Source organism: Paraburkholderia sediminicola, assembly GCF_046026675.1.
Lineage (GTDB): Bacteria > Pseudomonadota > Gammaproteobacteria > Burkholderiales > Burkholderiaceae > Paraburkholderia > Paraburkholderia sediminicola_F.
Map to the genome: position 1 here is coordinate 2,511,336 of NZ_JAQQEY010000002.1, position 25,303 is coordinate 2,536,638.

The window sequence follows — 25,303 nt, forward strand, 5'->3', positions numbered from 1 at the left end:
GATCAACGGGCGGCGCTCATGCCGCCCTTCATGACGCCTTTCACGCCGCCCGTCCCTTATCCAGTTCAGCCTGCTGCCACAGCATTTCCAGGGTGCGTCGCAAACGCGCCGGCGTAACCGGTTTGTGCAGCACCGGAATGCCCTGCAGGGCCAGCGCCGCCAGTTCGGCCGAGGCCATATCGCCCGTGATCAGCAAGGTCACCACACCGTCGTGGCCCGCCCGCCCGAGCATATTGCGCACGGCCGACAGCGCTTGCGCGCCGGTTCGGTGATTGGCCAGCTGGTAGTCGCATAACACGGCATCCGGCACGAAGCCGTCTTCCAGCGCGACCAGCGCGTCGACCTCATCGCGTGCGCCACGTACGATGCAACCCCAGCGTCCCAGCAGACTGGTAAGGCCTTCGAGAATCGACGGTTCGTCGTCGATGCACAGCACGCGCCGCCCCTGCGCCGACGGTCCGCCCGCCACCGACTCGTTCAGGCTCGCGACTATTCCGCCGGCGTCGCCCGCCTGCACCGGAAAGCGGAACACCGAGCCGCGGCCCGGCGCCGAGCGCAGTTGCAACTCGCCGCCGAGCATGTCGACGAGGCGCTTCACCGTCGGCAGGCCCAAACCGTGCCCTTGACGCGCGTCGCGCTGCGGATTGGCAACCTGGTAGAACTCTTCGAAGATGCGCTCGTGTTCCTCGGCAGGAATGCCGATGCCGGAATCGCGCACCTCGATATAGCCGCCCGAAAGACGCCCCGCGCGGCGATAGCCGACCCAGATCGCGCCTTCCTCGGTATAGCGCACCGCATTCGAGAGCAGATTGCTCAGCACACGCTCGAGCAGCACCGGATCGTCATGCAGGACCACCGAGGACGGCGCGATCCGTAGTGCCAGCCCCTTGGCCGCCGCCTGCGGACGGTATTGGCTGCCGACCCGCTCGAACAGTTCCGACAGCCGGAAATGCAAGCGGATCACCTGGGTCACACCGCTTTCGAGCCTCGCAAGATCGAGCACCTGGTTGAACAGCTGATTCAACGCCTCGACGTTATAAACGATGTGCTGGGCTGTCCTGGCATGCTGCACGGGCGTCGCCGCCGTGTCGTTGAGCGAAGCGGCCAGCAATCCGATCGCATGCAGCGGCTGGCGCAAATCATGGCTCGCAGCTGCAAAAAACCGCGTTTTGGCAAGACTGGCCTCTTCGGCGACACGCTTTTGCGCCGCCAGCGACTCCGCCAGATACTGCTGATCGACGCGCGCCTGCACGACCTGCTGGAACAGCTTGCGATAACTCAGCGCATAGACATTGATCGCGCAGAAGAAGAACGCGAGGACGATTGCGAGAATGGTGCGGTCGAACGTATGCGTGCCGAAATGCAGCACGATTGCCGGAAACAGCAGAAACGGAATCGCGGTCGAAAAGTTCAACAGATCGAAGCCGTTCGACATGAATACGCCGGCCGCCAGCGTGACGAGCATCACAGTGTGCAGCAGCGGCAAATCGGCTTGGGTGCTCTGGAACGCGAACCACACCGCAAGCCCCGGCGCGCTGTACAGCAGCACGCCGCGCAGCGCATGCAGGTTGATCCAGCCGCGCGGCGTCGCGAGGTGCGGATAGCGGCGATTGCAGATCCACAGCGCCAGGCCGCCGCAATTGGCGGTCGCGTAAAACCCGAAACACGCGATGAACAGCGGCGGCGACGGCACGTTCGGCCAGTAGATCGCCACCAGCACCGCAATCGAAAACCAGTGCGAAAAGAAGGCGATGGGATCTTGCGCGTACAGCACGCGCACGAGGTCTTCGTCGATTGCACGCTGGATTGGATCAGCCCGCATCATGCGGTCTCCTCGTCGGCACGACAGATTCGATGGCGTAGGACGCAAGCTCAGCGACGCAGGCACGGCGGGCCTGACGTGCTGCGCGAGAGTGGCTGCATCAAGTGTTGCGGTGCTCCATCGCGCGCTGCAGCCTTTTGGTGCAGCGCACGGTCATCAGACGGCGAACAGGCAGACGCGCGGATGGTTTACCCGGCAGTTTACCCATCAGCTACCACTTAATCCATATAGGCGAAGCGCCCGCCGGAAACCATACTGGCTTCACATTCCAGCGCGGCTCAAAAGTTCCAACACCCCTTCTTCGCCTGCAGTCGAGGCTCCCCGCGCTCATTGCCTAACCCTTTATGGAGGTTTTCATGGGCGCAGTTCCGAGCCACGCGTTCGTCCGCAATCTCGACGATGCGATCCTGCCCGACCTGTGGCGTCGGCGTACCCAGCTGTCCGCCGACGAAATGGTGTCGATGGTCGATCTGGTCAAGCGGGCGCTACGCACCTACCACCCGCTTGAACTGCAGGCGCTCGGCGAAGACAAGGAAGAACTGGTCGCCCAGTTCATCTACGCGAAAGTACTGCGCCTTGCGCCCGGCCACACGGAAACGAATGCCTGCGCCGACAGCGCGCCGTCCAACGGCTACGCACTGTGCGCATATTTTCGCCGTTACCTGATCGACTGTCTGCGCAGCGCCGGCCATCAACGCAACGTGTCGATGGAAAACGAAGGCATGGCGCAGGAAATCGATCTGCACGCGCAAGCGTTGGAAGACCCGGTCGAAAGCGTGTTGCTGCAATACGACCTCGACGAACAACGCGTGCGGCTCGCGGCACGGACTTTTATCGACAGCCTCGACGAGCCGGAGCGCATCGTGCTGGCCGGCAGCCTCGGCTGGTGCTCGGAAGGAAAAGGCGGCCTGTCGGCAGTCGCTGCTCAGCATCGTGTGCCCTCGTATCACTATCGCGCCGTCAAACTTGGCGTCACCATGAAAAAGACGGCCGGGGCCGACGAATTTTCCAATACCAAGATCGGCCGCTGGCTGATCGAGGTGCTCGGCATCGAGATCGATCTCGACAACCGCGCGGCGATTCTGATCGCCTTGAACCTGCTCGCCGCCGAATCGAGCGACAGCGAAATGAATGAAGTAGCCGCCTAAAAGCGCATTGACAGACCAGCGTGGGCCGACGGCGGCTTTTTTCCCCTTTCCGGAAATCGGGCCCGCCCCACGCAAGCGTCGCGCGCCACGTACGATGCGCCTTTTTTTGTCATCGCGCACCGCCTACGATAAAAAAGCCGCAGCCGCACGCCGTCTTCCTTCCGAAGTCCGGGTTCCCCTACCCGGCATCCCCTTCCTGACGAGGTGGTCTGAATGAACCGCTTATCAAGCGCCTTGACAGCAATGCAGTCGCATTACGACGTGGTGGTGGTGGGATCGGGATATGGCGGTGCGATTGCCGCGAGCCGTATGGCGCGTGCCGGCAGAAACGTGTGCGTGCTGGAACGCGGCCGTGAATTCATGGCCGGCGACTATCCGCGCACGCCGATCGAAGGCGCCGCGCAGATGCAGTACAACACCGCCCTCGCGCAAATCGGCTCACCGCTCGCGCTGCTCGAAGTGCATGTGAATGAAGACGTGAATGCGGTGGTGGGCTGCGGTCTGGGCGGCACCTCGCTGATCAACGCAAATGTCGCGCTCGAAGCCGAACCGCGCTTATGGGACGACGACCGCTGGCCCGAGGCACTCCGCGCCGACAAGGCGGGACGCGACAAGGGCTATGAACTGGCTCGCGCCATGCTGCAGCCGTCGGCGGTGTCCGGCGATTTTTTGCAGTTGCCGAAACTTCTGGCGCTGAAAAAATCCGCGCGGGCGCTCGGCATGGAAGATCGCTTTTACCCGCCGCCGGTCACGGTCACTTTCGAGGACCGCGTCAACGCTGCGGGTGTCGAGCAGAAAGCCTGCGTCGGATGCGGCGATTGCAACTCGGGTTGCAACTACGACGCGAAAAATTCGACGCACATGAACTACCTGCCCGACGCGGTCGCGCACGGCGCCCATATTTTCACGGGCGCAGCGGTGCATTCCGTGTTGCGCGACGCTGCCACGCAAAAGTGGATCGTGCGCTTCCAGGAAGTCAAGCTGGGCCGCGAGAGTTATGACGCGCCCAATCTGTTCGTCAGCGCCGATGTCGTTATCATGTCGGCCGGCACGATCGGTTCGACCGCCCTGCTGTTGCGCTCGCGCAAGGAGGGGTTGAGCGTGTCGGACATGGTCGGCCAGCACCTCACCGGTAACGGCGACGTGCTCGCCTTCGCGTACAACACCGAGGAGGTGATCAACGGCGTCGGCTGGGGTGCGCACAAGAAGGGCGACATCCCACCGGTCGGACCGACGATTACTGGCATTATCGACCACCGCAACACCGCTAACGTGACCGACGGCTTCGTAATCGAAGAAGGCTCGCTCGCCGGGCCGGTCGGCGCCGCGTTGGTCGCCCTGCTCGGCGGCGCAGCGCCGTTCGAAGGCGTCGACATTCCCGCGCCGCGCGCCGCCGGCGAACCGTTTGGCTACGACGCGCGCGTGATCGAGAGCTTCCTGCGCGGCCCCTATCACGGCGCCCTCAATCACACGCAAACCTACCTGGTGATGGCGCATGACGACGAAAGCGGCCAGATCAGCGTGAATGACAAAGGCAGGCCGCGCATCGCCTGGCCGAATGCCGGCAAGCAGCCGATCTTCCAGACCATCGAAGAAACGCTCGAGAAGGCGCAGGCGCCGCTCGGCGGCAAATACATGCGCAACCCGATTTCGACCAGATTGCTCGGCAACCAGATTGTCACCGTGCATCCGCTTGGCGGCTGTGGGATGGGCGAAGACGCGGCGCGTGGCGTCGTCGATCATGAGGGTCGAGTCTTTAGCGGCACTACCGGAAATGCGGTACACGAAGGCCTATATGTCATGGACGGCGCGGTCATGCCGATGTCGCTCGGCGTCAATCCGCTGCTGACGATTTCCGCGCTGGCGGAACGCAATTGCGCGCTGCTCGCCAATGCGCGAGGCTGGGACATCGATTACCAGGCGAAGGGCACGGCCGCTACGCCCACGCCCCAGAAGATCGGCCTGCGCTTCACCGAAACGATGGTCGGCACCTATACGCCGGCGGTGGCGGGCGAAGCCGCCACCAGTCCGATCCAATTCACGCTGACGGTGGAATCGGACGATCTGGCCGATATGCTGAGCAATCCGCGACATCTGGCCCACACTACGGGCACGCTGACCTGCCCCGCGCTCTCCGCGCAACCGATGACGATCACGGACGGCACTTTCAATCTGTTCGTGGTCAACGAATCGGATGTGGATGAGCGCAACATGAATTACCGCATGACGCTCAATTCCACGGATGGCAAGAGGTATTACCTGACGGGACAGAAAATCATCACCCGTACGTCGCCGATCAATCTATGGGACCAGACCAACACGCTCTACGCCGAACTCCGCGACTCGGCGCAAGCGGATGCGCCGGCGATCGGCAAAGCAACGTTGATCATCACGCCCGAGAATTTCCTCAAGCAGCAACGCACGCTCGAGGTCACCAACACGCCCGACCTGACATCGCGCCTTGAATGGACCCTGAAGTTCGGCAAGTTTTTCGCGGGCGTGCTGTTCACCGAATACGGCGGCGTGGCCGCGCCCTTGCAGTTTTACGATCCGAAGGCCGCGCCGCGCCTCAAGCGCGCACTACGCGCGCCCGTGCCGCAAGTCGTCTTCTTCGACACAGCCGACGGGACCACGCTGCGACTCACGCGCTACGCCGGGCCGCCCGACAAACCGCTGCGTCCCGTGCTGCTGATCCACGGCTCGGGCGTGTCGAGCCGGATCTACTCCACCGATCTGATCGGAACCAACCTGGTGGAATATCTCTGTGCGGCCGGCTACGACGTGTGGCTCGTCGATCTGCGTGTCAGCATCGAAATGCCCAGCGTGATGGTGCCGACCAATGTCGACAAGGTCGCTCGTGAGGACATTCCGGCCGCGGTCGCCAAAGTGCGGGAGTTGACCAACCTGCCGGACATTCAGGTGCTGGGCCACTGCTTGGGTGGGCTGGCGTTGACCATGTCGCTGCTGTACGGCCTCAAGGGCGTGCGCTCGGCGGTCATCTCGCAGGTCTCGGCGCATCCGGTGCCGGGCACGCTGGAAAAGATCAAGTGCGGGTTGCATGTCCCGGACATCATGCAGCATCTCGGCGTGCTTGATCTGACCGCTTTTACGGAGCACCGGTCGTGGCCCCAGAATCTGCTCGATGAAGCGTTGCGGCTCTACCCGCTCAGTCATAAACAGGGCTGCGGCAGCCCCATCTGCCACCGGGCGACCTTCCTTTACGGCCTGCTCTACGAACACGAGCAGCTGAATGAGACGCTTCATTCGAATCTGCAGGAACTGCTCGGTGTGCACGACATCGCCGTCTTCAAGCATCTCGCTGCGATGGTGCGGGCGGGCAAAGTCGTCGATGCCGAAGGCAGAGACGTCTACCTGAACGGCGCGGACGGCATGAAGGGTCTGGACGGCTTGCGCCTGCCGATCGGCTTTATCCATGGCGAGAAAAACGAAACCTATCTGCCGAAGAGCACCTTGCTGACCTATGACATGCTGGTCGAGCAATGGCCCGAGCAGCCGTATGAGCGACATCTGATTCCCAACTATGGGCACATCGACTGCATCCTCGGCAAGAATGCGGCGGTGGATGTCTATCCGGTGATTACGCGGTATCTGAATGCGCATTGACGGAGGTTGAGCGCAGTGTTGCGATTGGGCCGGGCCGGAGCATCCCGTAGGCGCGTGCACGTGTTGCGCGCCGCTCGCTGTGCTGGCGCCGGTTCAGGTGTGGTATGTATAAGGGCGGCGAGTCGCCACGTTTTGTGGTCGGCTTGCCTGGCATCGTGAACCGATCACGCCTTTATCCACGTCAGACTGCCACGCTTATCCGGATGAAAACCTTCTTTCAGACCATGTTGACCGCCGGGCTGCTGGCCGGCACCGTTGCAACGGCACACGTAGAAGCCGCCGAACTCCACGTGATGAGTTCGGGCGGCTTCACCGCCGCGTATAAACTGCTCGGCCCCAAGTTCACCGCGTCGACGGGCAATACGCTCGACACCATACTCGGGCCCTCGATGGGTAAATCGCCGGAGGCCATTCCGAACCGGCTCGACCGCGGCGAACACGCAGACGTGGTCATCATGGTCGGCTACGCGCTCGACGATCTGATCAAGCAAGGCAAGGTGATTCCCGGATCGCGCGTCGAGCTCGCCGATTCCCGCATCGGTATGGTCGTGCGCAGCAGTGCGCCGAAACCGGATATCAGCTCGGTCGGTGCGCTGAAAGAGACCTTGCTGCATGCCAGATCGATCGCCTACTCGGACAGCGCGAGCGGTGTCTATATCGAGCGCGAGCTCTTCAGGAAGCTCGGCATCGAGGATCAGGTGAAAGCCAAAGCGAAGATGATTCAGAAGATCCCGGTCGCCTCGGTGGTCGCCAATGGCGATTACGAAGTGGGATTCCAGCAGGTCAGCGAGTTGCTGCCGGTGCCGGGCGCCACCTTCGTCGGAAAGATTCCTGAGTCGGTGCAATCCGTGACGCGATTTGCCGCGGGCATCCCGGTGGGCGCGGAGCATCCGAAAGAGGCGAAGGCGCTGCTCGACTATCTCGCTTCCCCTGCTGCGCAACCCGAAGTCACGTCGACCGGAATGGATTCCGTCGCGACGCATTGACGAAACTGCCAGGGCGTCGCCGCGCGTTACGCCCGCGAACTGCTGGCGCGCAGCGAAGACACGCCGCGGTAACTCGCGCGGCGCACTCTGCTCAAAACAACTTGCCCGGATTCAGAATGCCGTACGGATCCAGCGCATGTTTGATGGCGGCCATTGCAGCCAATTCAGCAGGCGAGCGCGAGATCGGCAAGAACTCGCGCTTGAGCAAGCCGATCCCGTGTTCCGCCGATACCGAACCGCGCAACGGCCCCAGCATCTCATAGACGAACGCATACACCGCGTGATGATCGACGCCGGGAATCGAATGGCCGTCGACGGTGAGATGCAGATTCGAATCACCGATATGGCCGAAGAAATACGACACGTTGCCCGGCCAGCGCTGGTCGAGCGCCGCGCGGCAACGGTCGACGAAAGCGCCGATTTCGCCGATGGGCAAGCTCACGTCGAAGTTGATCGGATCGAGCCGCACCGGAAACTCTGCGGTGCATTCGCGAATTGCCCATAACGCCCGCACGTCGGCCACCGATTGCGCGATCACGGCGTCGCGGATCGCTTCTGAATCGAGCGCTTCGGTCAGCACGGCCGAGAAGCGTTCGCCGTCGTCACTTGCGTCGAAACTCGCATGTTCGATCAGTGCATAGAGCGGGTGCGAGTCGGCGAATGGCGAGCGCGTGCCCGTCAGCTTCACGCCGAAATCGTAGAAATCCGGCCACATGATCTCGAACGCGCCGATGTCGTTGCCAAAGCGCGTCGACAGGCGGCGCAGCAGGTTCACGGCGGCGGCGTAATCGTCGAGTGCAACGAGCGCCGTGTGGCGCGCCGCGCGTGGCGGATGGAGCCGTAGCACCGCGCGTGTGATCACGCCGAGCGTGCCTTCCGAACCGATGAACCAGTGTTTGAGGTCGTAGCCGGTGTTGTTCTTGACCATCTTGCCGAGCGAAGTCAGCACGTCGCCGTTGGCGAGCACGACTTCGAGTCCTAGCACCTGATCGCGCGCAGTGCCTGACTGGATCACGCGATTGCCGCCTGCGTTAGTCGCCAGATTGCCGCCGATCTGGCACGAGCCGCGCGCGCCCAGATCAAGGGCGAGTTCGAAACCCGCTTCGGCAGCGGCTTCCTGCGCGGTTTGCAAAGTGGTGCCGGCGCGCACGGTTAGCGTGGCCGACGCTGCGTCGATTTCTTCGACGCCCGTGAGCCGTTCGAGCGACAACGCGATATCCGTCGTGCGCGCAATCGCGCCGCCCGCGAGACCGGTCATGCCGCCCTGCGGCACCACCGGTTGATGCGCCGCGTGGCAAATGGCCAGCGCGCGCGAGACTTCTTCCGTGTTGCGCGGCAAAAGCAGCCCGGCGGGACGTGTCGGATCGTGGCGGGTCCAATCGGTCATCGCGTGTTCGCCGATCTGCTCACCAACGCGCACCGCGTCGGCTCCGAGCGCGGCACGCAGCGCATCGAGCGTCGCGGAAAGCGGCGCTGCGGTATGGGTTGCGCCATTCGCCAAACTGTTATCTGTCATGCAGTGGTTCCTTGCGTTCCTTCCGCTACCGCTTTCTTGCGATAGCCCATCGAATCGTTGATTCGCCCGAGGATGTAGTCACCTGCGGCGACCGGTTGGTACTTGAGTTCGGCATCACTCGTACCGAGTTCGCGCGGATCGACCGTTGCACCGTAAGTGGGATCATAGAACGTCGCGATCGAATAGCGCTCGCGTCCGGACGCATTGATCACGCGATGCAAGGTGGAGCGAAAACGGTCATTGGTCCAGCGCGCCAGCAGATCGCCGACGTTCACCACGAAGCTACCCTCGATCGGTGGCGCATCGACCCACGTATCGTTGGCGATCTCGCGCACCTGCAAACCGCCCACCTGATCCTGCCATAGCAGGGTAATGCAGCCGTAGTCGGTATGCGGCGCGACGCCGAACTGATCCGCGTCCGGTTGGGGCGGCTGCGGCGGATAGTAGACCATCTGCGTGCGCTGCATCCGCTTCGTATAGCGCGGCGCGAAGAAATGTTCGTCGACGCCGAGACTCACGGCCACGGCACGCAACAGATCGGCGCCGCATGCGGCGACCGCTTCGTAATAGCCGTATAGCGCAGGCCGCAGCTCAGGCATGAACTCCGGCCAGTTGTTCGGCCCTCGCAGCGCCTGTCCGGCCTTCACATCGGGATCGTCCTCAGGCAACTCAAGACCAATGCTGAAGAACTCCTTGTAGTCGGGGCGCTTGGCCTGATACATGGTGGCGTCGCCCAGCGCGTTGAAACCTCGGTGCCGTTGATTGACCGCCGCGCGCCGCTTCGTCTCCACCGGAAACGCAAAGAACGTGCGCGCCGCCTGTTCGGCCGCATCGATTGCCGCTTGCGGCACGCCGTGATTGATGATGTAGAAGAAGCCGATCGTCGTGCACGCTTCGCGGATTTCGTGCGCCACGCGCGTCAAAGCCTGTGGGTCGCCAGCACGCACGCCGGCAAGGTCGATGATCGGAATGCGGGTCACGGGCATTGCGTTGCTCCCTGGTGGGCCGGTCAATTCAACCGACGAAAGAGGCTGATGAATCATTCGCGACAGGTTCGCGCGCCTCGTGCATTCCAGTTGTATATACCGCCAAAAGCGTACCCGCAAGTTGCTTTGCGCGCCTTTACGTAAGGGCTTTTCTCTACTCGCACGTTTATTTATTTCGCACGAAAACTGCGGTATATACTGCATCGCATGACTCGCGCCGGTCCCTACTGATGAACCGCTTTCGCGCGACACCGCTTTGCCAACCGGAGAATCCCATGAGCATCCTTGCAGGCTGGAAGTGTCGTTTGGTCATGCTGTCGTTGTGCGCGGCAAGCGTCACCGCCCACGCAGAAGACCAGCTCGCCAAAGTGAAGAAAGCAGGCGAACTGGTGGTGGGCACCGAGATGCAGTTCGCGCCGTTCGACTTCCTTGAAAACGGCCAGCAAGCGGGCTTCAATAAGGACCTGTTCGCCGAGGTCGGCAAGGAAATGGGCGTGAAGGTGCGCTTCATCGACCTGCCGTGGCCGAGCGTGCTGCCGGGTCTCGAAGCCGGCAAGTTCGATATGGTGGGCGGTCCACTGACGGTCACCAAGGCGCGCATGGAACGCTACACGTACACGCTGCCGATCGCGGACGCCACCGACGCGCTGCTCAAGCGCGCCAACGACTCCGCCGTCAAGCAATCGTCGGATATCGCCGGCAAGACGGTCGGCGCGGGCAAAGGCTCGGCCCAGCTCGATCAGTTGAAGGCCTACGTCGCCACCTTGCCGAAGCCGCCTGAAATCCGCGAATACGTCGACAACAATCAGGCCTACGCCGATCTCGCCGCCGGCCGCATCGCGGCGGTCGCGAACTCGATGACCAACATCGCGTACGTGGCCAAACAACGCCCTGAAACCTTCGCCGTAGTACAGCCGCCGTTCGGCGCAAAGGTGTACTTTGCTTACTGCCTGCGTAAAGACGCGGACAGCAAGCCGCTCGCCGATGCCTTCAACGCCGCCCTCGTAAAAATGCACAACGACGGGCGCCTCGCTACTTTGCAGAAAAAGTGGTTCGGTGTCGCGATGGATGCGCCGACAACGATGCCGGCGCCGAACTATTGATGCACTGATCTAGCGAGTGCGGCTCTTATGTTCAGCACGACCGTCTTCCTTCAGGGCCTGCCGCTGCTGTTGCATGCGGCACTCGCCACCATCGGCATTTCGCTGACGGGACTCCTGATCGGTTTCTTCGTCGCGATCGGTGTGTGTGCGGCACGTCTCTCCCCGCAGCGCTGGGCGCGCATGTTCGGCGGCGCCTACGTGTTCTTTTTTCGCGGGGTGCCGATGCTGGTACAACTGCTGCTGGTGTATTACCTGCTGCCGTTCGCCGGGATCAACGTATCGCCCATCGTCGCGGCAATCAGCACCGTGTCGCTGTGTTCCGCTTCCTATATCGCCGAGATTCTGCGCGGCGGTTTCCTCAGCATTCCGCCGGGTCATCTCGAAGCCGCGCGCATGCTCGGGCTGTCACCGTTCGATATGCTGCGGCGCATTCTGGTGCCGCAGGCGTTTCGCTTGACACTGCCTTCGCTCGTCAACGAAATGGTGCTGCTGATCAAGGCTTCATCGCTGATCTCGGTGGTGGGCGTAGCCGAGTTGACGCGCACTGCGCAGAACATTGCGGCCAGCACCTATCGACCGCTCGAAGCCTACGTCGCGGCCGGGCTGATTTACTTCGTGATCTGCGGCACGCTGGCGCTCGTCGCGCATGCCGCCGAATACCGTTTGCAGCATGCCTGACCCACCTTGAGCTTGAGACTGAAATAGGCCATGCAAAAGCTCGACCCCACCGTCATCACGCACAACTTGCAGCCGATCGCCGCCGGTCTCGCGACCACGCTCGGCACCTGGGCCGCGGGCGTCGCGATCGGCATTCTGATCGGCTTTCTCATCGCCGTGCTGCAGCTCTTTTGCGGACGCTGGGTGCGCGGCGTATTGCGCTTCTATATCGAACTGTTTCGCGGCACGCCATTTCTGGTGCAGCTTTTTTTGCTGTATTACGGCGGCCCGTCCTTCGGCCTCACGCTCGAACCGATGACAGCCGGCGTGCTCGGCTTGGGCCTCTACGGCAGCGCGTATTTCGCCGAAGCCTTCCGCTCCGGTTTTCAATCGGTGCCGCCAGGTCATCTCGAAGCGGCGTCCTGTCTCGGACTCACCCGCTGGCAAGCCGTCCTGCGCATTCAGATGCCGCAAATGCTGGTGCTGATCGTGCCTGCGCTGACTAATCTGATTATCGTGCTGAGCAAGGAAACCGCGGTGCTGTCAATCGTCACCGTCCCCGAGCTCACGTTCGTGCTGACCGGCATCGGTTCGGCCACCTTCGCTTTTGTCGAAACGCTGCTGGTGCTGTGCGTGTGCTATCTCGCGCTGGTCGAACTGACCTCGCGCGCGGGCATGTGGGCCGAAACCCGCATCGCGCGCTTCATGGCATGAACGGAATCCGGACCATCTTATGAACGCTATCGCCGACATGCCGTCCTCCACTTCCACCGCTGCCTTCGATACGCCACCCGGCGCGCCGCTGATTGAAGTGCGCGACCTGAAGAAACGCTTTGGCGAAGTCGAAGTACTGCGCGGCGTCGATCTCGAGATCGCCCGCTCCGAAGTGGTCTGCATCATCGGCCCGTCGGGCTCGGGCAAGAGCACGCTGCTGCGCTGCCTCGCCGCGCTCGAAACCTACGATCAGGGCGACGTGCGCATCGAAGGCGAACTGCTCGGTTACAGCGAGCGCAATGGAAAACGCGTGCGAGCGTCGCAAGGCGAGATCAATCGCGTGCGGCGCAACGTCGGCATGGTATTTCAGCAATTCAATCTGTGGCCGCATATGACGGCGCTCGGCAATGTGATGGAAGCATTGCTGCGCGTGCGCAGTCTGTCACGCGATGAAGCGCGCCGCCGCGCCAATGCGATGCTGGAAACCGTTGGCCTCGCGCATAAGGGGGACGCCTACCCGTCGAAACTCTCGGGCGGCCAGCAGCAGCGTGTTGCAATTGCCCGTGCGCTGGCGATGGAGCCGCACATCATGCTGTTCGACGAGCCGACCTCGGCGCTCGATCCCGAGCTGGTCGGCGAAGTATTGCAAGTGATGAAACAGCTCGCGCGCGACGGCATGACGATGGCCGTGGTCACACATGAAATGGGCTTTGCCGCGCAGGTCGCCGACAAGGTCATGTTCATCGACCAGGGGCGCATTGCCGTGCAAGGCAAGCCGCGCGAAGTCTTTCACGATGCCGGGCAGCCACGGTTGCGGCAGTTCCTGCAAAACTACTTCGACCGCAATGCCTTCTGGGCGCGTGGTCCGGATGATGCGGAGCCGGTATGAACTTGCGCCGATGCCCTCCTGATTCGGCTGACTCGTGCAGTTCACGCGGACTGTAGCGCAAGGGCCGCCGATGTCCTCCACCGTCCGCAGCAAAGCTCACGACACCCCACCCGCCGCGGCAATGAAAACCGCGCGCGTGGTGACCGACGCACCGGCCGCCCGCTACGAACAGGTCAAGAATCACATCCGCCAGATCATCGAATCGGGCGCGCGGCAAGCGGGCGACCGTCTGCCGTCCGAGCTGGACCTGGTCGCGACGTTAGGCGTGTCGCGCATGACGGTGAACCGCGCGCTGCGCGAACTCGCCGATGAAGGCCTCGTCACCCGCGTGTCCGGCGTCGGTACGTTTGTCGCGCAAACCAAGCCGCAATCGACGCTGCTGATGATCGCCCATATCGGCGACGAGATCCGCTCGCGGGGTCACGAATACAGCTACGACACCGTCCTCTCGCAACGTGAAACCGCGCCGGTGACGGTGTCGAACGCTTTAGGGCTTGCGCCCGGCACTTCCGTGTTTCATGTAATTTGCGTGCATCGCGAGAACGGTCTGCCGGTGCAGCTCGAAGACCGTTACGTCAATCCGGTCACGGCGCCGGACTTCCTGAAGCAGGATTTCTCCACGGCAAGGCCGTCCGAGTATCTGTTCGAGACCGTGCCGGCGCACGACGTCGAGCATGTCGTCGACGCAGGTCTGCCGACGCGCGCCGAAGCCGAGTGGCTGGAAATTCGTGCCGATGAGCCGTGCCTGACGCTGATGCGCCGCACATGGACGAGCGGCATTGCGGTCACGTTCGCGCGTTTCGTGCATCCGGGCTCGCGATATCGGCTGGGTTGCCGATTCACGCCCGATCTGTCGCAGCGCCAGGGCTAGCGGCGCGCACGCCGCGCCCTCGCCCGCTTGCCTCCACTCACACGTTGCCCGCCAGATGGAAACGCGACGCCGGATGCCACAGCTGCACCGACGTCGCCACATCATCACCAACCCATGTGCGGCGCCATAGCTGCAGGCAAGGCTCGCCGATATCCATCATCAGATGCCGCCGCACATACGCGTCGGGCTTCTGCGCATAGATACGAAACTCCGCGCGCTGGATCGGCGCAAGCCGCACCATGTAGTGATTCGGCGTCTCGACAGTGAAATCCTGCTCCAGGTACTCGGGGAATACCTTCGGATTGACGTAGCGATCTTCGTACTGAATCGGCTCGCCCTCTTCGCTGTGCACGATGCACGAGTGAAACGCCGGGCCGCTGGCGAGACCGAGCGCTTCGAGCGCGTGAGGATCGTCGCTGGGTTCGAGCGTCAGCACACGCGCGGAATGGCGATGACCACGTGCGGCGATTTCGTCGGCGATGTTGCGGATTTCCAGCACCGTGGATTCGTAGCGCTGTGGCGCAACGAACGTGCCGGAACCTTGCACGCGCGTCAGCACGCGTTCGGTGGTGAGCTCACGCAGCGCGCGCGATACCGTCATGCGCGCGACGCCGAACTCTTTAACCAGCTCCGTTTCGGATGGGATCAGGCCGCCTGGCTTCCAGTCGCCTTCGCTGATGCGCCTGATCACATAGCGCTTGATCTGCTCATAGGCGGGCATCGCCTTGGCGGGTGTCTCAGGGGTGCGACCAGGGCGGTCCTGCGTGTCTGCGGTTTGCGCGTTTGTAATAGTGTTCACGTCGACCTCGTGGGTGGTACGCGGGTGGTACACGTTAGGCCGGTTCACCGGCGGGTAAGCCCGCTCACCGGCTCTGTCTCCATCAATCCGAATCCATCATTTCGAATCCATCAATTCAAACCAGCCACGCAATTCCAGCAACGAGCGTCGTCAACCTGCGTGGGCAGTGGCCCGGCCGTCGTTGGCCGCCGCGTCGGCGCCGAGCTTGCCTGTGGTGCCCACGCTCGTCACGCTCGCTAATGCGGCAAGCGCTGCGCCGTTGACTGAAGCTTCCGGCCCGGGCCGAATAGTACCCGGGTTTGGCAGCGGCGGCGGTGTTTCATCGGCGATGATGCGAAACGCGATGGTCATGTCGTCCGCGAGCGGCCGATCGTCGCGATAGGTCGGCACAGCACGGCGTATGCGTTGCCAGAGCGAGTCGGTGTGCGGCGCGCGCGGTGCGTCGATGCTTTGGAGATCATAGGCTTGCGCCGCCGCCAGCAATTCAATGGCGACGATACGCCCGGCGTTGTCGACGATCTCCAACGCTTTCAGCGCGGCGGGCGTGGCATGGCACAGGTGGTCCTCCTGCAAGCCAGACGTGATGCCACCGTCGAGACTCGCGGGCATCGCGAGGCGCCGGTTCTGCGCGACCAGCGAGGCGGCAGTGTACTGCGCGATCATGAAGCCCGAACAGGTGCCGCCCGGCTCCGCAAGAAACGCCGGCAAGCCGCTCACGAGCGGATTGACGAGACGGTCGAGGCGCCGCTCGGCCATTGCCGCGACTTGCGCGATCGCGGTGGCGAGGCTGTCCATCGCCAGCGCGATCGACGCCCCCACCGCGTGCGCCTGCGAATAGACGCGCGGGTTTTCCGGTGTGCCGGCGACGATCGGATTGTCGGTAATCGACGCGAGCTCGCGGTTGACCACCTCGGCGGTCCCGGTGAGCACGTCGCGCGCGGCGCCATGTACGTGCGGAATGGTCCGCATGCTCAGCGGATCTTGCGTGCGCTGGCCGACCACCGCGGCAAGAATGCCGCTATCGGCGAGCGCGGTACGCATGCGTTCGCCGACCAGGTTCAAGCCCGGCGAAATGCGCAGCGCCAGCGAGTCTTCGTCGAAGGCCGCGAGCTGACCGCGCAGATTCTCGAAGCTCATCGCAGCGACCACGTCGGTCCAGTCGAAGAGACGCGCGGCGCGCGCCAGCGCCAAGGCGGCGAGACCCGTCACGCACGGCGTGCCGTTGATAAGGCTTAAACCTTCCTTCGCTTCGAGCACCAGCGGTTCGAGGCCGAGCAGTTGCAACGCATCGCGCCCATTCAGGCGTTCGCCGCGATAACGCACATGTCCCTCGCCGATACAGACGAGTGCGATATGCGCCATATGGCTCAGATAACCCACCGAGCCGAACGCGGGCACTTCCGGCAGGCAATCGGCATTGAGCAGCGCGACCAATTGATCCGCGACTTCGAGGCGAATCCCCGAATGTCCGTGTGCAAAATTGTTGACGGCCGCCGCCATGATCGCGCGCGTCTCGGCAACACCGAGCGGCGCGCCCACGCCTACCGCATGACTCATCAGAATGTTGCGCGACAGCGTGCGCTGTTCGGACGGCGACACGATTACATCGCACAACGCCCCGACGCCGGTATTCACGCCATACGCGCGAATCCCGCGCTCGACGATCTGTTCAACAAGCACGCGTGCCGCCCGGATACGCGAGCGGGCATCGGCGGAAAGCTCGAGCGGTTCGCCGGCGGCGATGGCCGCCACCTGAACCCAGTCGAGAGGACGATCGGAACGGATCACGGCCATGATAGTGCTCTGTGCGGTGAAGTAACGAAGTGGCAACCAGCCAATGCTGATTGATTAGTTAGTGGTGCGATCCTGGTGGCTCGACACGAATTGGCGGAAGCGGTCCGACTTGCATTCGACGAACACTTCGTCCGGTGTCCCGTCGGCTTCTACCTGACCTTGATGCAGGAACATCACGCGATTCGACACATGGCGTGCGAAACCCATCTCGTGCGTGACGACCAACATCGTGCGGCCTTCTTCGGCGAGTGAGCGCATCACGCGCAGCACTTCGCCGACCAGTTCAGGATCGAGCGCCGAAGTCGGTTCGTCGAACAGCATCACTTTGGGATGCATCGCCAAAGCACGCGCGATCGCCACCCGCTGCTGTTGACCACCGGACAGATGTGCCGGATAGTGGCCGCGCTTTTCCGCGAGACCAACTTTCGCCAGCAGCGCTTCCGCTTCTTCAACCGATTCGGCGCGGCTGCGCTTTTGCACGCGCATCGGCCCTTCGATCAGATTCTCCAGCACGGTCATATGCGACCAGAGGTTGAAGTTCTGGAACACCATGCCGAGTTGCGAGCGCACCCGGTCCACCTGGCGGCGGTCGCTCGGTTGCAGCTTGCCGTCGCCGCGCCGCTTCATTTTCAGCTCTTCGCCGCCAAGCGCCACCGAGCCATCATCCGGCGTTTCGAGCAGATTCAGACAGCGCAGGAACGTGCTCTTGCCGGAGCCGCTCGCGCCGAGAATCGAAATCACGTCGCCTTGATGGGCGTCGAGCGAAATGCCTTTGAGCACGTGGTGGTCGCCGAACGACTTATGGATGTTCTTGACCGACAGTGCAACAGGTGCCGTGGCGTTCATGGGATTCTCCAGATTCTGCAAGATGTGCGATCGTTCAGGGCGCGGCGCGGCGTGCTTCCGTCGTGGACGAAACCGGCCGGGTCGGCGAGCTTTGCGCGGGCGCCGCACGCAGATGGCGCGACAGGCGCGTTTCGAGGAAGCCGAGCAAACGCACGATGACGAAATTCAGGAACAGATAGATCAGCGCGGCGCAGATGAATACTTCAGTGGTGCGATACGTTTGCTGAATGATCTGCTGCGCGACGCCGGTCACTTCCCACACGGTGACGAGGCTCGCGAGCGCAGTGGATTTGACGAGCAGCACGGCCTCGGTCGAGTACGCCGGCAAACATTGGCGCAACGCAATCGGACCGATCACACGGCGCAGCAGCGCGAAACCCGACAAACCGATGGAATAACCCGCTTCGATCTGACCGACCGGCACGGCCATCAAACCCCCGCGGATAATCTCAGCGGTATATCCGGCAGTGCACAGCGCCAACGATAAAACCGCGCACAAGTACGGCTCGCGCAACACCGGCCACAGGAAGCTCTCGCGAATCACGCCGAACTGGCCCATGCCGTAGTAGACGAGGAACATCTGGATCAACAGCGGCGAACCGCGGAACACGAGGATATAAGCACGCGCGAAGCGATTTGGCAGCCAGTGCGGCGACACGCGCATCGTGACGATCACGAGCGAGAGCAAACCGCCGAGAATCAACGAGCAGAAGAACAGCCCGAGCGTGGTCGGCACAGCCGCAATCAGTTGCCGCAGCGTGTCGAGCAGAAAATCGAAGTCGAAATGCATGATGTCCGCTCCTCGTCAGTTGCGCGCGAAGTTGCGCTTGAAGGATCGGCCCACGCGCGCTTCGGCGTGGTTGAAGACCCGGTTCGAGATGCTGGTCATCAGCAGATACAGCGCGCCGCCCACCACGAAGAACGTGAAGTACTGATGTGTCGAACCCGCCGCCACCTGGCTGGCACGCAGCAGTTCGGCCAGCCCCGTGACGGAAATCAGCGCCGAATCTTTCAGGCTCAATTGCCAGACATTGCCGATGCCAGGCAAGGCGAAACGCAGCACTTGCGGAATCAGAATGCGGCGCGCCATGGTCATGGTCGGCATGCCGATCGAACGCGCGGCTTCGAGTTCGCCGCGCGATACCGCGAGCACCGCCGAGCGATACACCTCGGCCTGGTACGCGCCGGAAATCATGCCGACCGCGAGCGCGCCGATCACGAACGGCGGCACACCGACAAAGCCGTCCGCGCCGAACCATTGACCAATCGTGGTCACGAGCGTCGAGCCGCCGAAATAGAACAGATAGATAACGAGCAGCTCAGGTACGCCACGAAACACGGTGGTGTACGCATCGCCGAGCACGCGCAGCGTGCGAAAGCGCGACAGCTTGGCCGCCGCAATCAGTGCGCCGAACACGGCGCCGACCGCGAGCGCTGCCAGCGTAAGCGCGACCGTCATCAATGCCGCAAGCAGCAACACGCCGCCCCAGCCTTCCGGCCCGAAGCCGAGCATCTCTATCAGAGCCATTCCCTACCTCTCATCCATTACGGCGGATCGAACCAGCCGGCGGGCGCGGTTTTTTACGCCGCGCCTGCCGTTACCTCTGAACGCTCAGGTGAATCAAGGCGTGACGTCGGTCTTGAACCACTTGGCGGAGAGTTTCTTGACGGTGCCATCGGCAAGCGCAGCGCTGATCGCGGTGTCGAACTTCGCTTTCAGGTCGGCGTCCTGCTTGCGGAACGCGAGGCCTTCACCCGGACCCCAGATCGGGCCGCCGATCTTCGGGCCGGCCATAACGATCGATGCGGTCTCTTTCTTGTCGATGTTGGCGGCGTAGTAGGTCACGTCGTCGAACGAGGCGTCGATGCGGCCGTTGGCCAGATCGAGGTCACGCTCAGGCGAGGTTTTGTAGACGCGGATCGTGGCGACGTCCTTGAAGCCGTCGTTGATGAATTTAGTGTAGACCGTGCCCGACTGAATGCCGATGGTCTTGCCCTTCAGCTGCTTGCGCAAGGCGTCGACGGTGGGCTGATCGGTCTTCGGATCGCCCGACAGCTTGACGACGGCAGCGGTCGGCGCGGCCTTGGGCAGTACTTTCGCGTCAGTCACGGCGAATGTGGCCGGCGTAGCGGCGTACGGCTTCGAGAACGCGATGATTTTTTCGCGTTCCGGCGTGATCGAGATCGCGTCCATCAGGACGTCGAACTTGCCGGCTTGCAGACCGGGGATCATGCCGTCCCAGTCTTGCGCTACGAGATTGCACTGGAGCTTGATGCGCTCGCACAGATTGGCAACCAGCTCAGGTTCGAAGCCGCCCAGCTTGCCGCCCGGCAAGGTCAGGTTCCAGGGTGCGTAACCGCCTTCCAGCGCGATCGTCACCGTCTTCCAGTCTTTGGCCTGCACCGGTGCCGCGAAAATCGTCGCGGCGCCGAGTACGGCGCCCATCAATGCTTTTGCTAACGTCGTGCGCTTCACTTTCACGTCGAAACTCCTTTGATTGAGGAAACCATCGAGCTGGATGTTTAACTGCCGCCTAATTTGTATAGACAAGCTTGCATGAGTCAAAAAACCATCGCAAGCGGATTTCTTCGAAATCGTCGAAATCATCGGGTAAGCCCCTAGACAAGGCCGTGCGATAAGGCTTTTAAGGGAGTTTTGAAAGGACAAAGACGATGAGCCGGTCAACGCCAGGTGCGCCAACGTGGTGCGGTTTGTCTAGACAGGTTGGTGTGAAAGGAACGAACGCGCTCCGAGTTGGCGCATGGCGCGCCCTACCAGATGAACGGCACGAAGCGATAACGCACACGCGTTGTGTAGGCAATGTAGCCTTCGAGTTGCGCGGCCAGTACGCGCTCCTCGCGCACGGCGCGCCAGCCAATGCCGATCACCAGTAACGGCACGCAGGCAAGCCCCCACCACGAGCCGAGCAGCAAGGGTGTGCCGATGAACAACAGCAGCGCGGCCGAGTACATCGGATGACGGACAAAAGCGTAGGGGCCGGTGTCAATGACTTTGTGACCGCGGCTTGCCTGGATCTTCACGACGGGCGCGGCATAGCTATTCGCCCGGAAGACGATCAGGCACATGAAGATGCAGACGAAGATACTGAGCGAGCCGAAACTCACCAGCCATACCGGCAGCGGCGCTGACCAGCGATAGCGCATTGCATCGAGAGCCATCAGGACGAGCCAGGCGCTCCACATCACCGCCACGGCCACCATAAAGAAACGGTCCCAGCGGCTTTGCTGCGCCTGAACGATCGGCGCGAGACGTTCGGCAAGTAGGCCGGGATCGTGGCGCGCCAGCCAGAACCCGACCCACAAACTCAGCCCGCCGGTCTCGATCAGATACCACCAGCCGGCGGGCCACGCGAGCGTGCCCGCGGCGCCGAACAGCAGCGCGCCCATACATACCAGCCAGGCTGCCGTTTGCAGGACAAGGCGCGTGATCATGGCTGGCTCGTGCCCGCTGGTGATTGTTGAAGTTCGTTATACGCGCCTGTCTCAGGCTGAGGCCGTCGCGGGTGAGCGCACGCGTCCGAATACGTCTGCCATGTCGATGTCGCCCGTGTTCAGACCAAATTGATCGCGCAGGCAGGTCGCGAGTTCGTCCGCGCTTTTTAGCTGCCGTTCGCTGATGATCTGGCCGTCCGCGGCGCGTTCGTTCAGTTGGTCGTTGAGCAAGGTCAGCCGCGACTCCGCCAGGACCCGGCAAACGATCAGATGGTTCAGGAAGACCGAATCCGGTGCGGTCGAGGTGTACCAGTTCGAGGTCTCGTAATCGATCCACTCGACCGGATGCAGGTCGAAACGGTAGACGCGGGCCCACGTGTCGTCGCGGGATTGGACTTCGAGGTAGAGCGCGTCGTTCGATGCATCGGCGAGACGGAACGTGCCCAGCTGCGTCGGCTGCGCGGTGCCGGCGCTCAGACGCAGCGGTGCCGTCAACGTCACGCTGCCGAATCCGACATCGGCGATCCATGCTTCATCTTTGATGTCGACACGCAACACCATGTGCGTGCGAGGCGGGATTGCACCGGATTCGCGGCCCCACAGAACTCGGCCTAGCAGTGGCGTTATGTTGAAGCCTAACTGCGTCAGGACGTTCGCGAAGAGCGCGTTCTGCTCGAAACAATAGCCGCCACGTTTTTGCGTGATCAGCTTTTGTTCGACTGATTCGAGATCCAGTTTTACCGCGCGGTGAGTGAGCGGATTCAGGTTCTCGAAGGGGATCGCTCGGGGGTGCAGCTTGTGGAGTTCCTGGAGCACTTCCAACGTCGCCGCGCGAGGTCCTTTGTAGCCTATGCGGGTGAAATAGTTTTCCAGATTCACTGTGTGTGACATCGGTGTCGTCCCGGTATGGTTTTGGGCGCCAGGCACTTAAGGCTTTCGCGCTGCGCCGCAGCTTCGGAAGATAATCATAGCGTCTTTTGCTACCGGCCCTGGACCCGGGCACCGGCACCGGTTCGATATGACTTAAACCATACTAAATCATTACGTTTGTATTCCATTTTATTTACATTCAAAGACCCTTTAGTAGCGGTACGTAAAGCTCAAAATTACACCCCAGTAATATTGATGCGAATCGTTCTCATTTGTGTTGACGCACCTATTCCGCATGCGTACGATCTCGCCATCTGCCGCGTCAGGCGTCGCGAACCGATGCGGCACATCGCAGGCCCATGGTGACGTAGCGCCGCGATAGTCAGATCAGTCGATACAACACAAATAAGGATTTCGATGAAGTTCGCTCACTCCGTCGAGCCCGCCGTTAAGGCGCGTTCGCTTCACGACTCCGCCATGCGCGGCGGCGCCACGCGCCGTTCGCGTTCGCGTTTGCCTTCCCTGCGCCGCGCCGCACTCTGCACCGCTTTCGCGTGGGCCTCGTTGACCGCCGGCGCAGCCATGGCGGAAGCCAATCCCGATGCCGCGCCGGAAGCGCCCGAAGCCGACCTGAACATCAAGGCGACGCAGACGAATCAATGGACCGGTTTCTGGAATCGCCCGACGATGCTCGGCGACATCGGCGGTCTGCGTCCCTGGCTGGGCAAATACGGCGTGACGTTCGCCCTCACCGAAACCAGCGAAGTGCTTGCCAATGTCCGCGGCGGTCTCGCGCGCGGTGCGGACTACGATGGCCTGACCACGGCGACCGTGCAGATGGACACGCAAAAGGCGTTCGGTTTGCCGGGCGGCCTGTTCAACGTCAGCGCCTTGCAGATCCACGGGGCCAACCTCAGCGCCAACAAGCTGGGCACGCTGAATACGGCGAGCGGAATCGAAGCCCAGGACACGACCCGCCTGTGGGAACTGTGGTACCAGCAGTCATTCCTGAACAAGCGCATCGACGTCAAGGTCGGTCAGCAAAGTATCGACCAGGAATTCATCACCAGCACGAATTCGGCGTTGTTCGTGAACACGATGTTCGGCTGGCCTGCCCTGCCGTCCTACGACATGCCGTCCGGCGGTCCCGCTTATCCGCTGGCCGACCTCGGCGTGCGCGTGCGTGGACAGATCACGCCTTCGTTGACGGCGCTCGCCGGCGTATTCGACGGCGATCCGCTCGGCAACAACCCGAACAACATAAGCGGCACCAACTTCAATCTGCACAACGGCACGCTATTCATCGGCGAGTTGCAGTACGCGATCAACCAGCCGGCCGACGGCGAAATGGTCAGTGCGGGCGGCGGCGGTTTGCCCGGCACCTACAAGCTCGGCGTCTGGTACAACAACGGCAGCTTCGCCGACCAGCGCTTCGACAACACCGGCCTCTCGCTCGCGAACCCGGCGACGACCGGCGTCGCGCAGAATCACCACGGCGACTATAGCCTCTACGCAGTCGCCGACCAGATGATCTGGCGCCCGGATCCGGACGAACCGCGCAGCCTCAATGTCTTCGCGCGCGTGATGGGCGCGCCGGGCGACCGCAATCTGGTGAGCGTCGCCGCCAACCTCGGCGTCGTGCTGAAGGCGCCGTTCGCCGGCCGCGACAACGACAGCGCCGGCATTGCGCTCACGTACATCAAGATCAGCAACCACGCGAATGGTCTTGATCAGGATAACCTGGCATTCAGCGGCGGCCCGTACGGTGTGCGCACCAGCGAAACCACGCTCGAAGCGACCTACCAGTATCAGGTCAACCCGTGGTGGCAACTGCAGGCCGACGCGCAATACACATTCAATGCCGGCGCCGGCCAGAACCCGAGCGATCCGACGCAGCCGCTGCGCAACACGTTCGTCATCGGCGTGCGGACCAACATTACGTTCTGATGCCGTTCGCCATCACCACACACGCTCAAGACCAATCGAATCCCATGCTTTCGATCATGACCGCAACTACCGCTTTGTGCGCAGGCACCGAGGCTCACTCATGAACAATCCCACGCGCAAGTTTTCGCCGCGCGCCGCGCGCGCCTTGATCGCCGCCGCAGTCAGCACTGCCGCATTCGCTACGGCCAGCGTCGCGCACGCCGAGCCGCAAGGTTTCCTCGAAACCGTCAAGCATCACACCACGCTGATCAACACCGTGCCGGGAAACGGCGACCAGAATCCGTACGCGGTGGTGGTCGCTCCGGTCACGGCAGGCACCGTCAAGCAAGGCGACGTCCTGGTCGGCAACTTCAATAATTCGACCAATCTGCAGGGCACCGGCAGCACGATCATCAACTATCACCCGGACACCAGGGAGATGACGGTGTTCGCCACGGTGCCGCGCGATCTGAAGGAATGCCCAGGCGGTATCGGCCTCTCGACCGCGATGACGATGCTCAAGTCGGGCTATGTGATCGTCGGCAGCACGCCGAGCAATGACGGCACCACCGGCACCAAGGGCGCTGGCTGCCTGATCGTGATCGATCCGAACGGCAAGGTTGCATCGACCATCCGCAGCGAGAATATCAACGATCCGTGGGGCAACATGGCGGTCGTCGACAACGGCACCAGCGCGACGCTGTTCGTCAGCAATGCCGGCTTCGGCGTGGGCGGTGCGAACGGCAATCCGCCGGTGTTCAAGCAGGCCACCGTGCTGCGTCTGGACCTCGACGTGCCGGCCGGCAAGCCGCCCGTCGTCAAGCAGGAAACCGTGGTGGGCAGCGGCTTCGGCGCGCAGGCCGATAAGGGCGTGTTCCTCGTCGGCCCGACCGGACTCGCGCTCTCGAACGATCAGAAACTGCTGTACGTGTCCGATGCAATCGGCAATCGCATCACCGAAATCGACGAACCGATGACGCGCGACACCAGCGCGGGCGTGGGCCGCCAACTGACCGCCGACGGTCTGCTGCATCGCCCGCTTGCCATGGTCACCGCGCCGAACGGCCACCTGCTCGTCACGAACGCGCTGAACGGCCAGATCGTCGAAATCGATCCGGCCGGCGGCAAGCAGATCTACGCGCGCTGGATCGACACCGACAAGGCGCAATCGCCCCCGGGCAACGGCGACCTGTTCGGTCTCGCGATGACGCCTGAAGGCGACGGTTTCTACTACGTGCAGGACGACGTGAACACCCTGGTGCTCGCGAAGTAAACGCAGCAAAGACGGACGCAGATCCG

General features: G+C 62.5%; 21 protein-coding genes. 10 read left to right on the forward strand and 11 right to left on the reverse strand.

Features of this window, described 5'->3' with window-relative positions; genetic code table 11:
- Window positions 1-40 precede the first annotated feature (40 nt).
- Window positions 41-1,822: an ATP-binding response regulator gene (locus tag PQQ86_RS30930; RefSeq protein WP_408279402.1), complete on the reverse strand. Its 1,782-nt coding sequence runs from the start codon at window positions 1,820-1,822 to the stop codon at window positions 41-43.
- Window positions 1,823-2,178: 356 nt separating this feature from the next.
- Here PQQ86_RS30930 and PQQ86_RS30935 point away from each other — a divergent pair, with 356 nt between their 5' ends.
- The 3 genes from PQQ86_RS30935 to PQQ86_RS30945 all read left to right on the forward strand — a co-directional run bounded on the left by PQQ86_RS30935 (window position 2,179) and on the right by PQQ86_RS30945 (window position 7,580).
- Complete coding sequence (locus PQQ86_RS30935; RefSeq protein ID WP_408275759.1) at window positions 2,179-2,970, forward strand: hypothetical protein; 792 nt, start codon at window positions 2,179-2,181, stop codon at window positions 2,968-2,970.
- 213 nt (window positions 2,971-3,183) lie between these two features.
- Entirely contained in the window at window positions 3,184-6,594 is a 3,411-nt protein-coding gene (locus tag PQQ86_RS30940; protein WP_408275762.1) for an alpha/beta fold hydrolase, read from the forward strand.
- A 203-nt stretch (window positions 6,595-6,797) separates the two neighbouring features.
- On the forward strand, window positions 6,798-7,580 hold the full coding sequence (locus tag PQQ86_RS30945; protein WP_408275764.1) for a substrate-binding domain-containing protein: 783 nt from the start codon (window positions 6,798-6,800) through the stop codon (window positions 7,578-7,580).
- A gap of 91 nt (window positions 7,581-7,671) precedes the next feature.
- On the opposite strand, the gene PQQ86_RS30950 is transcribed toward PQQ86_RS30945, so the two are convergent.
- On the reverse strand, window positions 7,672-9,096 hold the full coding sequence (locus tag PQQ86_RS30950) for an FAD-binding oxidoreductase (RefSeq protein WP_408275767.1): 1,425 nt from the start codon (window positions 9,094-9,096) through the stop codon (window positions 7,672-7,674).
- Complete coding sequence (locus PQQ86_RS30955) at window positions 9,093-10,082, reverse strand: isopenicillin N synthase family dioxygenase (protein WP_408275770.1); 990 nt, start codon at window positions 10,080-10,082, stop codon at window positions 9,093-9,095. The genes PQQ86_RS30950 and PQQ86_RS30955 overlap by 4 nt, the downstream gene beginning before the upstream one ends.
- A gap of 275 nt (window positions 10,083-10,357) precedes the next feature.
- Between PQQ86_RS30955 and PQQ86_RS30960 the strand changes: the two genes are divergently transcribed.
- The 5 genes from PQQ86_RS30960 to hutC (PQQ86_RS30980) all read left to right on the forward strand — a co-directional run bounded on the left by PQQ86_RS30960 (window position 10,358) and on the right by hutC (PQQ86_RS30980) (window position 14,316).
- Entirely contained in the window at window positions 10,358-11,185 is an 828-nt protein-coding gene (locus tag PQQ86_RS30960) for a transporter substrate-binding domain-containing protein (protein WP_408275772.1), read from the forward strand.
- Between the two features lie 27 nt (window positions 11,186-11,212).
- Window positions 11,213-11,863: an amino acid ABC transporter permease gene (locus PQQ86_RS30965; RefSeq protein WP_408275775.1), complete on the forward strand. Its 651-nt coding sequence runs from the start codon at window positions 11,213-11,215 to the stop codon at window positions 11,861-11,863.
- Between the two features lie 30 nt (window positions 11,864-11,893).
- Window positions 11,894-12,556 carry an amino acid ABC transporter permease gene (locus PQQ86_RS30970; protein WP_408275778.1) on the forward strand — a complete coding sequence of 221 codons (663 nt, stop codon included), beginning with the start codon at window positions 11,894-11,896 and terminating at the stop codon, window positions 12,554-12,556.
- Between the two features lie 19 nt (window positions 12,557-12,575).
- Window positions 12,576-13,445: an amino acid ABC transporter ATP-binding protein gene (locus PQQ86_RS30975; RefSeq protein ID WP_154566041.1), complete on the forward strand. Its 870-nt coding sequence runs from the start codon at window positions 12,576-12,578 to the stop codon at window positions 13,443-13,445.
- A 70-nt stretch (window positions 13,446-13,515) separates the two neighbouring features.
- The gene (hutC, locus tag PQQ86_RS30980; protein WP_408275782.1) at window positions 13,516-14,316 is read left to right on the forward strand and encodes a histidine utilization transcriptional repressor HutC; all 801 of its coding nucleotides are present in this window, start codon (window positions 13,516-13,518) and stop codon (window positions 14,314-14,316) included.
- Between the two features lie 37 nt (window positions 14,317-14,353).
- Here hutC (PQQ86_RS30980) and hutC (PQQ86_RS30985) read toward each other — a convergent pair whose 3' ends face one another.
- The 8 genes from hutC (PQQ86_RS30985) to PQQ86_RS31020 form a co-directional block, all read right to left on the reverse strand.
- Complete coding sequence (gene hutC, locus PQQ86_RS30985) at window positions 14,354-15,037, reverse strand: histidine utilization transcriptional repressor HutC (protein WP_093646454.1); 684 nt, start codon at window positions 15,035-15,037, stop codon at window positions 14,354-14,356.
- A gap of 228 nt (window positions 15,038-15,265) precedes the next feature.
- The gene (locus tag PQQ86_RS30990; RefSeq protein WP_408275785.1) at window positions 15,266-16,909 is read right to left on the reverse strand and encodes an HAL/PAL/TAL family ammonia-lyase; all 1,644 of its coding nucleotides are present in this window, start codon (window positions 16,907-16,909) and stop codon (window positions 15,266-15,268) included.
- Window positions 16,910-16,963: 54 nt separating this feature from the next.
- Window positions 16,964-17,755, reverse strand: coding sequence for an ABC transporter ATP-binding protein (locus PQQ86_RS30995; protein WP_028197383.1), 792 nt, complete (start codon window positions 17,753-17,755; stop codon window positions 16,964-16,966).
- 34 nt (window positions 17,756-17,789) lie between these two features.
- The gene (locus tag PQQ86_RS31000; RefSeq protein WP_408275788.1) at window positions 17,790-18,545 is read right to left on the reverse strand and encodes an ABC transporter permease; all 756 of its coding nucleotides are present in this window, start codon (window positions 18,543-18,545) and stop codon (window positions 17,790-17,792) included.
- Window positions 18,546-18,560: 15 nt separating this feature from the next.
- Entirely contained in the window at window positions 18,561-19,283 is a 723-nt protein-coding gene (locus PQQ86_RS31005; protein ID WP_054040266.1) for an ABC transporter permease, read from the reverse strand.
- A 93-nt stretch (window positions 19,284-19,376) separates the two neighbouring features.
- Complete coding sequence (locus PQQ86_RS31010; protein ID WP_234486923.1) at window positions 19,377-20,201, reverse strand: transporter substrate-binding domain-containing protein; 825 nt, start codon at window positions 20,199-20,201, stop codon at window positions 19,377-19,379.
- A 326-nt stretch (window positions 20,202-20,527) separates the two neighbouring features.
- Entirely contained in the window at window positions 20,528-21,208 is a 681-nt protein-coding gene (locus PQQ86_RS31015; protein WP_408275790.1) for a methyltransferase, read from the reverse strand.
- A 51-nt stretch (window positions 21,209-21,259) separates the two neighbouring features.
- Window positions 21,260-22,099: an arylamine N-acetyltransferase family protein gene (locus PQQ86_RS31020; RefSeq protein WP_408275793.1), complete on the reverse strand. Its 840-nt coding sequence runs from the start codon at window positions 22,097-22,099 to the stop codon at window positions 21,260-21,262.
- 396 nt (window positions 22,100-22,495) lie between these two features.
- Between PQQ86_RS31020 and PQQ86_RS31025 the strand changes: the two genes are divergently transcribed.
- Both PQQ86_RS31025 and PQQ86_RS31030 read left to right on the forward strand, forming a co-directional pair.
- Window positions 22,496-24,025, forward strand: coding sequence for a carbohydrate porin (locus tag PQQ86_RS31025; protein WP_408275796.1), 1,530 nt, complete (start codon window positions 22,496-22,498; stop codon window positions 24,023-24,025).
- Between the two features lie 100 nt (window positions 24,026-24,125).
- Complete coding sequence (locus PQQ86_RS31030; RefSeq protein ID WP_408275798.1) at window positions 24,126-25,277, forward strand: hypothetical protein; 1,152 nt, start codon at window positions 24,126-24,128, stop codon at window positions 25,275-25,277.
- Window positions 25,278-25,303: the final 26 nt, after the last annotated feature.